This is a genomic window from Pseudomonas sp. UBA5666, assembly GCF_002420785.1.
In the GTDB taxonomy this organism is placed as follows: Bacteria; Pseudomonadota; Gammaproteobacteria; order Pseudomonadales; family Pseudomonadaceae; genus Aquipseudomonas; species Aquipseudomonas fulva.
In genome coordinates, this window is sequence record NZ_DIIQ01000042.1 from 105,685 (window position 1) to 120,033 (window position 14,349).

The window sequence follows — 14,349 nt, forward strand, 5'->3', positions numbered from 1 at the left end:
GTGGATCAACGGCAGTTGCCGGCTTTTCGGTAGCCCGCCGCCTGGGCTTCTACCTCGGTCGCGAACGCGACCTGGTTCTTGGGCGCGACCTGGTGATAGCCCGGGCACCCGGCAGCCAAGTGATACACGTGGCTGTTGCGGTTGCCCAGCACGGCGCCCACCGGGGCTTGGCTAGCGGCGGAGGTACGGACTGGCGCCGCCAATGACGGCTGCACGCCATCGCCCGTGGGTGTGTAGTTCAGCGTCCATTGGCGTTCGCCCGTGACGAACGGATTGGCGTGGCCCATGATGGCGGAGATGCGTCGGTCGCGCTCTTTTTCCCAGGCTGAGACGGGGTGCTGGCGGTCCCATGCCATCAGCAGTTGTTGCTGTTGGCGCGACATGTTCAGGCGGTAGCGATCGAACATGTAGAACGTGGTACGGGCGACCAGGCCTTTGACCTCATCCCTTGGCTCAGCCGCACGTTGGGCGAAATCCACCTTGGTCGTGCACTGGCCATACTCGCCTTGGTTGCCACTGACCATGCCGTAGTTGAAATTGCTGCGGTCACCGTTCACCTCACCCACGGCTGGGTAGAGGTTGAAGAGGTCGGCCTCCATGGCGCGGAACACCGGGTCGCTGTCCACGCAATGCTCCCGACCGCCGTTTTTCCAACACTGGCGTTGGTTACCGAAGGTATGGGCTGGCACGATGTGCTCCCACTCGGTGCGCTCGGCGCGGTTTTGCTGTTTTCGGGTCTGGTACCCACACGAAGCCGCGTCGATCCGTCCGCCTGACTTGCCTACCCATGTCCATTGGCAGCCGCAGTACAGTTCGCCCATGGCGCTCTTGCCTTGGTCCATGTAGACCTGCTGCTTTGCCACGACCTTGGCTTCAGCAAAGGTGGAGGGCGGATTAGCCCAGGTATAGCCACTTAGAATCAGCAGTAGATGAAGGGCGTAACGCAATGATTTCATGGGTAAACAGCACACAGATTACAGGGGCGTGCATTGTAGTACTTCTACCCAGAGCAGACAGCACACATTGACCACCACGTGTAGGAAAAGGGGTGGCCAATGGGTTTTATCGCACGCTGAGGCTACTTGAAACCGGTGACTGCATGGGGCACGTAGGGTGCTTCGAGCCGAGCGGTTTCCTCAGCCGTCAGGTGCAGGTCGATAGCGGCCAACGCGTCGTCCAGGTGCGCAGGCTTGGACGCACCTACGATGGGCGAGCTGACCCCTTGCTTACCCAGTACCCAGGCAAGCGCCACCTGCGCCATCGGCACGCCGCGTCCCTGCGCAATCTGTTCGACCACGTCGATGACCCGTCCGTCTTGTTCCTCGCTGTTTTCGAAGAATGACTGCCCGGACAGATCAGTGCGAGTCCGCTCGGTCTGCTGGCCATTGGGGCGTGTCAGGCGACCCCGTGCCATAGGGCTCCAGGGCATCAGCCCGACGCCCTGATCCAGGCACAGCGGAATCATTTCGCGCTCTTCCTCGCGGTACAGCAGGTTCAGGAAGTTCTGCATCGACACGAAACGGCTCCAGCCGTTGCTGGCGGCTACCTGTTGCGCCTTGGCAAATTGCCAGGCGTACATCGACGAAGCGCCGATATAGCGCGCTTTGCCCGCCCTGACCACGTCGTTGAGTGCTTCCATGGTCTCTTCGATGGGCGTGGTGTAGTCCCAGCGATGGATCTGGTAAAGGTCGACGTAGTCGGTGCCCAAACGCGAGAGGCTGGCGTCGATACTGGTCATGATCGCCTTGCGCGACAGCCCTTGCTCGTTGGGACGGCTGGCGCCTTGCCACATGTTGGCTGGGTAGAAGACCTTGGTGGCGATCACCGTCTCGTCACGCCGGGTGAACTCCTTGAGCAGTTTGCCGAGGATCACCTCGGAAGTGCCCGCTGAATAGCTGTTGGCCGTGTCGAAAAAGTTGATGCCTTGCTCAACGGCGTGGCGAATGATAGGTCTGCTCGCTCCTTCGCCCAGTGTCCAGGGGTGCGTGCCGGCATCCGGCTCGCCGAAGGTCATGCAGCCCAGGCACAACCTGGAAATGTCCAACCCGGTGGTACCCAGTTTCACGTATTGCATCAGTGTGTCCTCGACAGCCTTTGAATAGGTGCAGCGTACCCTTGTTGGCCATGCAGGCACATTCCCTGTTGCTGCAAGTGGGACATGCAGGAATTCACAAGCGCAACAGGGGCTTGACCTGCTGGTGCAGGAAATCGGTCACTGCCTTTATGCGCGGCGTGGCGCGCACGTCTTCGTGCACCGCCAGCCAGATCTCGATGCTCATGGTCTGCTCAGGCAGCCCCACCACGATCAACCCTTGCTCATGGGCCATGAAGGCGGGCAGGCAAGCGATGCCGATCCCCCCGGCACAGGCCTGGGCCTGAATGCGCAGGTCGTTGCTCAGCAGGGCAAAGGGTTGCGCGCCCGCCTGGCGGTTGAGCCACTGCTGCTGCGGCGAATGGGCCTGGGAGGCGTCATAACCGATGTATCGCCGTGCCGAACCGCTGGCTTGGTAATCGGCACTGGCATACAAACGGTAATCCAGGTGACCGAGCAGACTGACCACCAGGGTGGGCTCGGTGGGCCGTGACAAGACGACGCTGATGTCGGCCTCGCGCCTGGCCAAGGATGCCCGGGACTTGCTGCCGACCAACCGCAGCCGCAGTTGGGGGTATTGCTGGTAGAGGTCCCCCAGGCGCCTGGCGATGATGCTGCCCAGCAGGGCGGGCGGCGCCGAAAGGATCACTTCACCTTCTACCGTCTGTTGACCGGCGCTGGCGAAGTGTTCGAGGGCGAAGGACGACGCGGCCATCTGGCCGGCCAACTCACCTACGCGTTCGCCTTCGTCGGTGAGTACATAGGCCCGTGCGCGGCGGTCGACCAGCTTCAGATTCAGCGAAGCTTCGAGGGAGGCGATCCGCCGAGCGACGGTGGCGTGGTCGACTGACAGAAGCCTGGCGGCGGCAGATAGCGACCCGGTGGCGCAGAAAGTCGAGAAATGGCGTAGGCCTTCCCAATCGAACATGAGCAGGCTCGGCAGTGGTGGGTCTGAGAGGGGTTAGGTGGGGTTTAGGGTACTAGCCCGTGCCGGCCGTTTGGCAAGGCCCGCTTCTGGCAACGGGCTGTACTGGTGCGCCGGCCACGCCACCGCCAGGCACACCATCAGCGCGGTGCTCTCCTCTGTCTCAAGCGCCGCCTTTCATGCGCCGCGCCACCGCATAGAGTCCCAGGCCCAGCAGCGCCATGGCGGCGCCGATGTAGCCTGTACTGGTCCAGCCCAACCCCGCCGTGATAGCCATGCCACCCAGCCATGGGCCCAGGGCGTTGGCCAGGTTGAAGGCGGCATGGTTCGAGGCCGCTGCAAGGCTTGGGGCTTCGTGCGCGATGTCCATCAGGCGGATTTGCAAAGGCGCTGCCAGGGCGATCATGGTGCCCACCAGGCCAATGCCCAATAGCAGGCTCCACAGGTTCGCCGCGGCAAAGGTGAAGAACAGCAGGACCAACACTGACCACGCCAGCACCAGCCCCACGGCGCGGAACTGCAAGCGGTCGAATAATTTGCCGCCCACGATGTTGCCGACGATGCCGCCCAGGCCGAAGGCTGCCAGGCCGAACGGGATCCACTGGGGCGCCACGCGGGTCACCTCGAGCATGGTCGGGGCCAGGTAGCTGAACACGCAGAACATGCCGGCAAAGCCGATGGACGCAATGCCCAGCGCCATCCATACCTGGGGCAGGGTGAAGGCCTTGAGTTCCTTGCGCGGGTCACTGCGCACCTCATCATGACGCTGGGGCACAAAGCGCCACACCATCGCGATGGTGCAAACGGCGATCAGGCCGACCAACACGAACGCCGAACGCCAGCCGAAGTACTGGCCCAGAAAGGTGGCGATCGGGTTGCCCAGCAACATGGCCAGGGTAAGCCCCATCATGACCCGGGCCACGGCGCCCGCGCGCTGGTTGTTGGGCACCATGCTGGAGGCTACGACTGCGGCGATGCCGAAGTACGCGCCGTGGGGCAGGCCGCTGATGAAGCGAAACGCGATCAGACCGCCAAACGACGGTGCGAAGGCAGTGGCCAGGTTGCCCAGGGCGTACAGGGCCATCAGCATCAGCAGCATGTGCTTGCGCAGAACCTTGGCGCCCAGAATGGCCAAGGTGGGTGCGCCCACCATCACCCCTAGCGCATAAGCGCTGATGGCGTGACCGACCTGCGGTTCGCTCAAGTTGAGGTTGCTGGCGATATCCGGCATCAGACCCATGATGGCGAACTCGCCGGTACCAATGGCGAAGCTGCCCAATGCCATGGCGGCTTCCATCTTTACGACGGTACTTTTACCGGGCAGTGGGGAGGGTTCTAGAACAGACATCTGGCTCCTTGAAACATGCTGAAACGTTCAAGTGATGATAATGGAGACGCGAACGGTGCGTCGAGGCGCGCTGACTCACTAGCCGACCCAATTAACGAAGCTATGTGGGCGCAGACAGCGTCGAGCGGCCTGGAGTACAGATGTACTCCAGGCCGCTAGCGATCCAGATATTGACTCTGTCCGGCAAAATCGATGAAGCGCTGGCTGGCCAGCGACAAGTACTCACCCGAGCGCCAGCACAGCCGAAAACTCATCTGCTGGGCAGGCTCGAACGGCACGCCAACGATCCCTGGTGTTCTCAATTGCACTGAGCGCAGCAATGTGGCCACGCCCATGTTGTCCAGGGCGGCCTGGACCACCAACGAGACGAAATTGCTCTGCAATGCCACTTGGTAAGTGATGCCGTGTTCGGCAAAGAAGGCGTCAAGCAGCTGACGCTGTACGAATGTGCGGTCGAACACCACCATGTCAGTGTTGCGCAGATCTTCGGCGGTCAGACTTGCCTTGCTGGCGTAGGGGTGATCCGGGTGCATGCAGGCCAGCATCTCATCGCTACCCAACAGGATCGACTCCTTGTCCGAGGGCACGCGGCGAGACTCGAGCAGCGCCAAGTCGATTTCCCGTTGTTCAAGGCGTTGGCCAATGTCTTCGGCGCTGCCCTCGAAAACCGTCATGGCGATGCCGGGATAAAGCCGGCGAAAGGCGTTCATCAGCCCGGGCACATAGTGCAGGCCGAACATGGGCGGGATCCCCAGCCTCACTTCGCCACGCTTGAGGTCGGCCATGTCGCGCAACGCCTGGCGGGCCACGTCCATCTCCCGCAACGCTGATGCGATGCGGGGCAGAAACTGCTCGCCTTCTACCGTCAGCACCACCTTGCGTGTGGTGCGGTTGAACAGACTGACGCCCAGTTCTTCTTCAAGACGCGTCACAGCCATGCTCAGCGCCGGCTGGGCGATGTGCAGGTGCTGAGCGGCCTTGGTGAAGCTGCCCTGGCGGACGATTTCAACGCAACAACGCAGCGCCTTGAGATTCATTTGAGGTATTCCGGAATTGATAACGTTTTGTGATGCTCAGCATCATAACAATATATTTACTATTATTAACGCCAAGGCCTACGATGCGCGGCACTGAGACATCCTGCAACATCTCAGTCACGCAGCCAGCCGGCTGCATCCTCCCTGGATCTTGAGGTAGTACATTAAATGGCCAAGGCCGCCGATGTCGTTGTGCAATGCCTGGAAAACGAAGGTGTCGAGTATGTGTTCGGCATTCCCGGTGAAGAAAACCTCGACCTGCTCGAATCCCTGCGCAAGTCGAAGATCAAGCTGGTACTGACCCGCCATGAACAGTCTGCAGGCTTCATGGCCGCCACCTACGGTCGGCTGACCGGCAAGACCGGCGTCAGCCTGTCCACCCTGGGCCCCGGCGCCACCAACCTGGTCACCGCCAGCGCCTATGCGTATCTCGGCGGCATGCCGATGATGATGATCACCGGGCAGAAGCCGATCAAGAAGTCCAAGCAGGGCCGTTTCCAGATCATCGACGTGTGCGGCATGATGGACCCCATCACCAAGTACACCCACCAGTTCGCCTCGGCCGACAACATCCCGGCCCGCATGCGCGAAGCCTTCCGCCTGGCCGAGGAAGAAAAGCCGGGTGCTGTGCACCTGGAACTGCCTGAAGACATCGCCGCCGAGCAGACCGATGCCCTGCCTATCCCGCGCAGCCTGCACCGTCGCCCGCTGGCCGAGCACGTGGCCATCGACGCAGCCGTGGAAAAATTGCATAAAGCGCGCAGCCCGATTCTGGTGATCGGTGCCGGCGCCAACCGCAAGATGACCGCCAAGGTGCTCAAGCAGCTGATCGACAAGACCGGCATCCCGTTCATCACCACCCAGATGGGTAAGGGCGTGGTCGATGAGCGTCACCCACGCTTCCTGGGCAACGCGGCGTTGTCGTCCGGCGATTTCGTGCACCGTGCGATCGAGGCGGCCGACCTGATCATCAACATCGGTCACGACGTGATCGAGAAGCCACCGTTCTTCATGGTCCGTGGCGGCACCGAAGTCATCCACATCAGCTTCCGCTCCGCCGAAGTCGATGCCGTGTACTTCCCTCAGGTCGAAGTGATCGGTGACATCGCCAACGCCGTGTGGCAGATCAGCGAGCAACTGACCGACACCGCGCACTGGGACTTCACCCGCCTGATGGCGATTCGTGAAGCCAACGAGGCGCAGATCGCCGAAGGCGGCGACGACGACCGCTTCCCGGTCTACCCACAACGCCTGGTGGCCGACATCCGCCGCGTACTGCCTTCCGAGGGCATCGTGGCCCTGGACAATGGCATCTACAAGATCTGGTTCGCTCGTAACTACAAGGCTCACAAGCCCAACACGGTGCTGCTGGACAACGCCCTGGCGACCATGGGTGCCGGCTTGCCATCGGCCATGGCCTCGCATCTGGTCTACCCGGACCGCCCGGTGATCTCGGTATGCGGCGACGGCGGCTTCATGATGAACAGCCAGGAACTGGAAACCGCAGTGCGCTTAGGGATGCACATCACCGTGGTCATTCTGCGTGACGACGGCTACGGCATGATCCGCTGGAAGCAGGCCAACATGGGCTTCACCGACTTCGGCCTGGACTATGGCAACCCGGACTTCGTCAAGTACGCCGAAGCCTACGGCGCCACCGGCCACCGTGTCGAAAGCGCCGAGGGCCTGCTGCCCTTGCTGGAGCACTGCATCACCACCCCAGGCGTTCATGTGATCGACTGCCCGGTCGACTACAGCGAGAACGACCGCATTCTCAACAGCGAGCTGCGCGAGCGGGCGCTGGCGATCTGAAGCGTGCCCACACGCTGCGTCTGATCGCCGAGTCGATCATCCTGCTGCATTGACCAGCTGCAGCAGGATGCGTGGATGTGATCTCAGGCTGTGTACGGCGGCCGCAATGGCCGCCGTCTTGAGCGTCTTCAGTCCTGCGGTTCGAGCAGGCCACGAAGGCTCATCACGATGGTACTCATGTCATAAGGTTTGCGTGTGACCGGAATGTGCTTCAGGTGCGCGGGAATACTGATGCCATCGCCATAACCGGTTGCGAACAGGAAAGGGATGCGCCGACGCATCAATGCCTCGGCCACGGCAATGGACGTACCGCGCCCCAGGTTCACATCGAGAATGGCGGCGTCGGGTGAGTGCTGCTCCAAAACCTGCAAAGCTTCCTGCTCGGAACTGGCCGTGATGACATGCTCGATGTGGGCGTCGTTGAGAATTTGCTCGAGGCCGATGGCAATGACCAACTGATCCTCCAGGATCATCACGCTCAGGCCAGGTCGTGCGGCGAATGGGTCAGAGGAATCGATCATGGGCGCGGCAGCAGCAGGCGCAGGCTCGGACTCGGCAACCGCCAGGTGCCTGGCTGGCAGCGTGAACAAGCCCTGCACCCCATCAGGGTAGTACTCCACGCTACTGGTACCGCCCAGATCGAACGGGATGCTGCGCTCGATGAGTACCGAGCCGAAGCCGCGGCGCCGGGGTACCTGCACCTGCGGGCCGCCGCTTTCCTGCCAGATGATGGCGCAGGCGCCTACAGCATCGATCGCCCAGCTCACAGACAGCCGCCCCCCTGGACTCGACAGCGCACCGTACTTGGCCGCGTTGGTCGCCAGCTCGTGCAGCACCAGAGCCATCACCGAATAGGCCCTGGCATCGAGAATCACGTTGGGTCCTTGCATGACGATGTCGGCAATAGCCATGCGGTAAGGCGACAATTCGGCATCGAGCAACATCGCCAGGCGCCCACCGCCATCACCCCGCACGACCTGGTCGTGGGCCAGCGACAGGGCCTGGATGCGGCCTTGCAAGGTGTTCACGTAACCCTTGAGCGTCTGGCCCTCGGCCGTGGGATGGGCAACCAGTGCGCCAATCAGCGACAGGATATTCTTGACCCTGTGGTTGAGCTCTTCGTTGAGCACCCGCTGGCGCACCTCGGCCTTGGAGCGTTCGCTGGCCAGCAGTTCGCTGTTGTGCAGCAACACCTCGACGATGGCCGTACGAATGGCGTCCCCGAACTGTCGATCCTGCTCCGTCCATGGCGCAGACTGCTGGTGCACAGTCTGTTTCCAGATGGAAAAACTCGTGCGCGGCGTCAGCCGGTCGCCCATCGCGCCACTGGTATAGGTCTTGTTGGGGTCGCCCGCCCAGTCGAGGGTCTGCACCACCTCCTTGCGAAAGAACATGATGTAGTCTTGCGGGCGCTGCGAAATGGGGATGAGCAGCACGCCCGACACGTCGCTGAAGTAGGCCTGGGCCGCCGGATGGGCCAGTGAAAGGCTGTTCGATGCCCACGTCCTGGCTTCGGCCACGCTTTCGGCGAAGCGCAGCAGTTCAGGCACGCAAGCTCTAGGCGGAACGGTACCGGCACTCGACCAACGCCCTTGCAGGGAGATGCCGATGCCATCGCACGGAATCAGCGACATCAGCCTTGGCAGCCGGTCTTCGAAGAAGCTGTGCATGTCGGCGGCATGGTTGGCATCGCGCAGCATCAGGTCGAGCGTGTCGTGCACCTGCACGGCCGCTTCGAGTTGTTGCCGGCTGCGCACTGTTTCGATGTGCAGGGCGAAGAACTCGCCAAACATCTCGGCCGCCACGCGTCGCCCCATGGTCAGGTTGCGTGGTGAGTAGTGATGGCAGGCGATCAACCCCCACAGCGCGCCATTGACGATGATCGAGATGGACATGGTGGCGCCAACGCCCATGTTCTGCAGGTATTCGCAGTGGATGGGAGACACGCTGCGCAGGTGGGCATAGGACAGGTCCAACGGCTCGCCCGAAGGGTCCAGCACAGGCTCCAGGGCCACCGCCTCGAACTGCACGTCAGGGATGACCCTGATCGGGTTGCGCAGGTACAAGGCGCGTGCCTGCTGCGGGATGTCCGATGCGGGAAAATACTGCCCCAGGAAGCTCTCGAGCGTGCTGCGCTTGGCCTCGGCAATCACTTTGCCGGCGCCATCGCTTCCCAGTTGGTAGATCATTACCCGATCGTAGCCCAGTACTGCACGCACAAAACGCGCGGCATCGCGGAACAGGCGGTCGGTCTGGTCGATTTCGCGCAGCTGCGCGATCAAAGTGCGCGCAAGCTCGATGGGTTCTGCAACGTTTTGGCCCGCAGGCTCGAACTCCAGGAGAGTGCTGCCCTTGAAGCGGTGCGCCGCCACATCTACACGCCGGCCATCGGGCAGGGCGACTGCAAAGCTCAACGCCGGGCGCGATCCTTCGCGGATACGGGCCAGGGCATTGCGCAAGGTATGGGCGAGTTCCACGCCAATCACGTCATCGAGTTTACTGCCATTGAGCGGCAGCGTGACCCCCAGTAATTTCGGCGCATTGACCGAGTGACGCAGGACCACGGTTGCGGTGGCGTCGCAGGCCAGCAAGCAGCCATGGGGCTGGATGCTGCCGGGAATCTGAATGGGTTCGCGGTCGCAATTACTCAGGTTTACCTGTGGGTCGAGGGTCATTAGCCATGCCTGTAGATGATGTAAAGGCTGCCTGCGCGGCTGCCGCCGTCAGCCTATCAGCACACCCGCGTACGGCATAGCCAGTGAGTGCCCCGGATAGCAGTTTTGTGGGTGTCAGTCGTCTGCACGCGGTGCCAGCGCTTGTGTGTGACTGGCCTCGGTGGTTTCATGCGGCCCTTGATTTTGGAGGTACACGCACATGAGTCGCCCGCTTTTCATCGCCATGGACGGGCCGAAGGGTACTGGTAAGACCACGCTGCTCGAAGCACTCACCCAGGCGTTACGGGCCCGAGGCAACAAGGTGGTCAGGCTGTGCGAGCGCAACAATGATCCACAGCGCGCGCAGACCATGGCGTTGGTCAATCAGCTGGCCAGGCAGCCTTCGCCAACGGTTGAGTGGCAGGTCTGCGAGCGATTGGCCGAAAGCCGCGCCTGGATCACCCGCCACGTACTGCCGCGTCAACCTGGCGACAGCATTGTCCTGATTGACCGTTGGTACCCATCGGACGCGGCGTTTCGCCGAAACGTGCCATTCGACCAAGTGTTGCGTTTGAACATCGAACGCGGCGTGCAGGTGCCTGACCTGCACATCGCGGTGCTCACCACGGCGCAAACGTCCTGGACGAGGGCTGCGTCCCGCCGTCGGGGCCTGGGCAGCACGGTCATCCATACCTTGGAGGAGCAGATGGCGAGTACCCAGGCGTTCAACCACGCTGCACACGAGCACGGCTGGCTGCTTTGTCAAAATGAAGGCACCGTGGCGGACGCCGTCGATCAGTTGGTGGAGGCCGTCACGCCGCTGCTGCACGCCTGAACCCATCGTTCAGGCCACTGGGTTCAGAAGCCTTCCAACACGATCTTGCCCCTGGCCTTGCCGCTCTCGATGACCGCGTGCGCCCGTTTCAGGTTGCTCGCATTGATCGTCCCGAAATGTTCGCCCACCGTCGTCTTGAGCACACCGGTGTCGACCATTTCGCTGATGCGATTGAGCAGTTGGTGCTGCTTGATCATGTCGTGCGTCTGATAGAGCGAACGGGTAAACATCAGCTCCCAGTGCAGCGACAAGGATTTGCGCTTGAGTGGGACCGCATCCAGCTGCGCAGGGTCATCGATCAAGGCAAGCTGCCCTTGCGGGCGCAGTACCTCGATGAGTTGCTCAAGGTAAGTGTCGGTATGGGTCAGGCTGATCACGTGATCGACCGCTGCGACACCGTGTGCGCTGAGCTGGGCGGCCAGTGGGGCCGAGTGGTCGATCACCAGGTGCGCGCCCAAGTCCTTCACCCAGGCTTGCGTCTGGGCCCTGGAAGCCGTAGCGATCACGGTCAGCCCAGTCAACTGGCGGGCCAATTGCACCAGGATTGAACCCACTCCACCGGCAGCGCCGATGATGAGCAGGTGCTGACCCTGACCGCCGTTTTCTTCGAGGCGCAGGCGGTCGAACAGCAGCTCCCACGCAGTGATGGACGTCAATGGCAGCGCAGCGGCGCTGGCAGCATCCAGGCTAGATGGCTTGCGCCCAACGAGGCGCTCGTCCACCCGATGGAATTCGCTGTAGCAGCCGGGGCGGTCGATGGCGCCGGCGTAGAACACCTCATCCCCTGGTTGGAACAGGGTCACCTGCTCGCCCACTTCACGGACGATGCCGGCCGCGTCCCAACCCAGCACTTGCGGCTGGTCACCGCCACGGCTGGCGCGAATCTTGGTGTCGACCGGGTTGACTGCGATGGCCTTGACTTCGACCAGCAGGTCTCGCGCACCGGGGGACGGTACGGGCAGGTCTGCATCATAGAGAGATTGAGGGTCTTGCAGGGGCAAGCCAGGCTGCGAGTAAACGACAGATTTCATGGGGGAGGGCCTTGGTTGAAAAGGTACCTGCCTAGGCTATTACTATCGATTGCGCAGAAAAACAGGCTTGAAGAATTAATACTTTCTTTTCAGGAGTGAAAACGCGTTGGTGCTCGATCCGTGAGCATTCAAACCAGAGGCCTGCAACAATTTGAAGTCGTGAAGCGCCCGGCTCAACGGCGATGGTCTGCGGGGCAGCCCTGAAAGGTGCATGCCGCAACGCTCGCCGTCGGGGAACCCCCAGGTTGTACGACCTTGGCGCGATCAGAAATCGACCGAGGCACTCAGAGACAGCGTACGTGGTGCACCGAGTACCAGGTAGTTCGAGCCTGGATACCCGCCAGCGGAGGCCCAATAGTCACGACCGGCCACGTTGTCCAGACGCGCACGCAGGGTGACGTCCTTCTCGTCTACCTTGAAGCCGTAGCGGGCCCCCAGGTCCAATCGCGTCCACGAAGGAATCTCGAGGTTGTTGGCGTTGTTGATGTATTGACGGCCGGTGTAGACCACGCGGCTGGTCAGGGTCAGGCCGTTCACACCCGGCACGTCCCATTCGCCGCCGATGTTGGCCTGGGTTTTAGGCACGCCGATGGCCTGGTTGCCGTCGTCCTGACCGTTCTGGGTCTTGCTGAGTTCGGCATCGAGCAGGGTGACGCCACCGAGCAGACGCACGCCGGGCGTCGGCTCACCGAATACCGACAACTCGATCCCGCGGTTGCGTTGTTCACCGCCATCTTTGAACACCTGATCCTCGACGATGCCGACCGGCTTGCGCGTCTCGAACACCGCCAGGCTGCCACCCAGGCCACCGCCGTCGTACTTCACACCCACTTCGGTCTGTTTGGCCACGTAGGGCGCCAGTGAGGCACCGGCATTGAGCACCGGGGCTGTGGAACCGTCAGGCAGGGTAGTGGTGGCGCCGGCTGTGTCGCCTTTGGTCAAGCCTTCGATGTAGTTTGCGTAAACCGAGAACTGCTCGTTGATCTGGTACACCGCGCCGGCAACGGGCGTAGTTTCATAGCGGTTGTACTTGGATGTCTTGTCGCCGGAGTTGTAATCGTAACCTGTCACGTCGAGCCCTTGTCGACGGGCCCCCAGGGTGATCTGCAGCTGATCGTTGAAGAACCCCAGGGTGTCGGCGATAGCCAGGCTCTGGGTACGGGTCCTGGCGGTCACATGCGGGTCGTACATGTCGCCACTGAAACTGGTGTTGTCGGGTTTGGGAACGTAGACAGGGTCATAGAGATCGTTGGCAAAACCACTGAAATTACCCGCCCAGGCATTACGGTCCTTGTTGTCGAACATCGAGCCGGACAGCACCCACTGATGCGACACCGGGCCTGTCTGCAGGGTGTAGCGCATGCCCACCTCACCGGTAGCCACGGTCTCTTCCCGGTAGTTGTCAAAGCGCGTAGAGCGGGTCACGCCGTTGGCGTCGGAGGAGGGGTTGGCCAGTACGTTCTTCTCTTCACCTTTGCGCATGCCGATGGCAGCCCAGGTGGTGAGCGCATCGGAGAGGTCATACTCGGCACGGAAGGTACCGAATGTTTGCTTTTCCTTGGAGTACGTCCAGGGCTGGCCGTAGTTCTTGTCGGCATCCGGCGGGCTAGGTACGCGGCCCGTAGGGGTGACGCTGGGCAGCGGGTTATCGATGAAATGGTACTGGTGGCCAATGTCGGCCGAAAGCCGCAGGCGTTCGCCCTGGTAGTCCAGGCCCAGGGCGAACATGTCCAGGGAGCGGTCCTGGTCCTGTACCGACGTTTCCCCGTCGCGCTTGGCCACGTTCATGCGAACGCCAAAACGATCCTGCTCCCCGAAGCGGCGCGCCACGTCAGCCGAAACGGTACCGAAGCCGCGATTTTCAACCCCAGCGGTCAAGCGGGTAAGGGGTTCGTTCGGGGCGCGCTTGGGCAGGATGTTGATGGCGCCGCCAATGCCGGTACCGCCGGGGGCGGCGCCATTAAGGAAGGCGTTGGCCCCGCGGAATACCTCGACCCGTTCGATGAACTCCGCTGCAACGTATTGACGCGGAAGCAGGCCATACAGGCCGTTATAGGCGATGTCGTCGGAATACAGCGGGAAGCCCCGCATGACATACAGTTCCTGGAAGTTGCCGAAACCACGGGCGACCCGCACGGAGGGGTCGTTCTGCAGTATGTCCGCCACGCTGTGCGCCTGCTGGTCCTGGATCAGCTGGTTGGTATAGGACGTGGATGTGAAGGGCGTTTCCATGTAGTCCTTGTTGCCCAGGATACCCACGCGCCAGCCCCGGGCCACTTGCCCCCCTTCATACTCAGGAACCAAGCCATCCTTGGAGGCGTCTGCGCTGGCCGACACTGCGGTTTCTTCAAGCTCCAGGACCGCGCCAGTGGTACCGGCCGTATTCACAGGTTGTGCAACCGGCACCGGGATTTCCAGCGCGTTCTGAGCAAGTGCGAGCGGTGAGGCCACGCTTGCGACCAACCCCAGGGGCAACCAGACAACGGTGTGCAGCGCAGGCTTGCGGGCAAAATTCGGGAAGGGCATGTGAGAACCTGATCAAGGAATTGGGACGACAGGGAATTGGCGTGCTACAAAGCGCAGAATTATAGCGAGTGGGAATCGTTATCGCTAAG

10 protein-coding genes are annotated in these 14,349 nt (G+C 61.9%); 2 read left to right on the forward strand and 8 right to left on the reverse strand.

Going from position 1 to position 14,349, the window contains the following annotated elements:
- Positions 1-5: 5 nt before the first annotated feature.
- The 5 genes from B2Y33_RS18430 to B2Y33_RS18450 all read right to left on the reverse strand — a co-directional run bounded on the left by B2Y33_RS18430 (position 6) and on the right by B2Y33_RS18450 (position 5,402).
- A complete protein-coding gene (locus B2Y33_RS18430) occupies positions 6-956 on the reverse strand; it encodes an endonuclease (protein ID WP_027914959.1) in 951 nt (316 codons plus the stop codon).
- Between the two features lie 122 nt (positions 957-1,078).
- Complete coding sequence (locus B2Y33_RS18435) at positions 1,079-2,074, reverse strand: aldo/keto reductase (protein ID WP_206405529.1); 996 nt, start codon at positions 2,072-2,074, stop codon at positions 1,079-1,081.
- Positions 2,075-2,168: 94 nt separating this feature from the next.
- Positions 2,169-3,020, reverse strand: a complete 852-nt coding sequence (locus B2Y33_RS18440) for a LysR family transcriptional regulator (protein WP_206405530.1) — start codon at positions 3,018-3,020, stop codon at positions 2,169-2,171.
- A gap of 160 nt (positions 3,021-3,180) precedes the next feature.
- Positions 3,181-4,365, reverse strand: a complete 1,185-nt coding sequence (locus B2Y33_RS18445; protein ID WP_027914962.1) for an MFS transporter — start codon at positions 4,363-4,365, stop codon at positions 3,181-3,183.
- Between the two features lie 155 nt (positions 4,366-4,520).
- Positions 4,521-5,402: a LysR family transcriptional regulator gene (locus B2Y33_RS18450; protein WP_027914963.1), complete on the reverse strand. Its 882-nt coding sequence runs from the start codon at positions 5,400-5,402 to the stop codon at positions 4,521-4,523.
- A 168-nt stretch (positions 5,403-5,570) separates the two neighbouring features.
- On the opposite strand from B2Y33_RS18450, the gene B2Y33_RS18455 reads away from it, so the two are divergent.
- A complete protein-coding gene (locus B2Y33_RS18455) occupies positions 5,571-7,214 on the forward strand; it encodes an acetolactate synthase large subunit (RefSeq protein WP_027914964.1) in 1,644 nt (547 codons plus the stop codon).
- A 128-nt stretch (positions 7,215-7,342) separates the two neighbouring features.
- On the opposite strand, the gene B2Y33_RS18460 is transcribed toward B2Y33_RS18455, so the two are convergent.
- Positions 7,343-9,889 carry an HWE histidine kinase domain-containing protein gene (locus B2Y33_RS18460; RefSeq protein ID WP_206405531.1) on the reverse strand — a complete coding sequence of 849 codons (2,547 nt, stop codon included), beginning with the start codon at positions 9,887-9,889 and terminating at the stop codon, positions 7,343-7,345.
- Positions 9,890-10,088: 199 nt separating this feature from the next.
- Here B2Y33_RS18460 and B2Y33_RS18465 point away from each other — a divergent pair, with 199 nt between their 5' ends.
- The gene (locus tag B2Y33_RS18465; protein WP_104926233.1) at positions 10,089-10,703 is read left to right on the forward strand and encodes a dTMP kinase; all 615 of its coding nucleotides are present in this window, start codon (positions 10,089-10,091) and stop codon (positions 10,701-10,703) included.
- A 23-nt stretch (positions 10,704-10,726) separates the two neighbouring features.
- Here B2Y33_RS18465 and B2Y33_RS18470 read toward each other — a convergent pair whose 3' ends face one another.
- Together B2Y33_RS18470 and B2Y33_RS18475 are read right to left on the reverse strand one after the other, a co-directional pair.
- Entirely contained in the window at positions 10,727-11,734 is a 1,008-nt protein-coding gene (locus B2Y33_RS18470; protein WP_206405532.1) for a zinc-binding alcohol dehydrogenase family protein, read from the reverse strand.
- A 264-nt stretch (positions 11,735-11,998) separates the two neighbouring features.
- Positions 11,999-14,260: a TonB-dependent receptor gene (locus B2Y33_RS18475; protein WP_288633247.1), complete on the reverse strand. Its 2,262-nt coding sequence runs from the start codon at positions 14,258-14,260 to the stop codon at positions 11,999-12,001.
- Between the last annotated feature and the right edge of the window lie 89 nt (positions 14,261-14,349).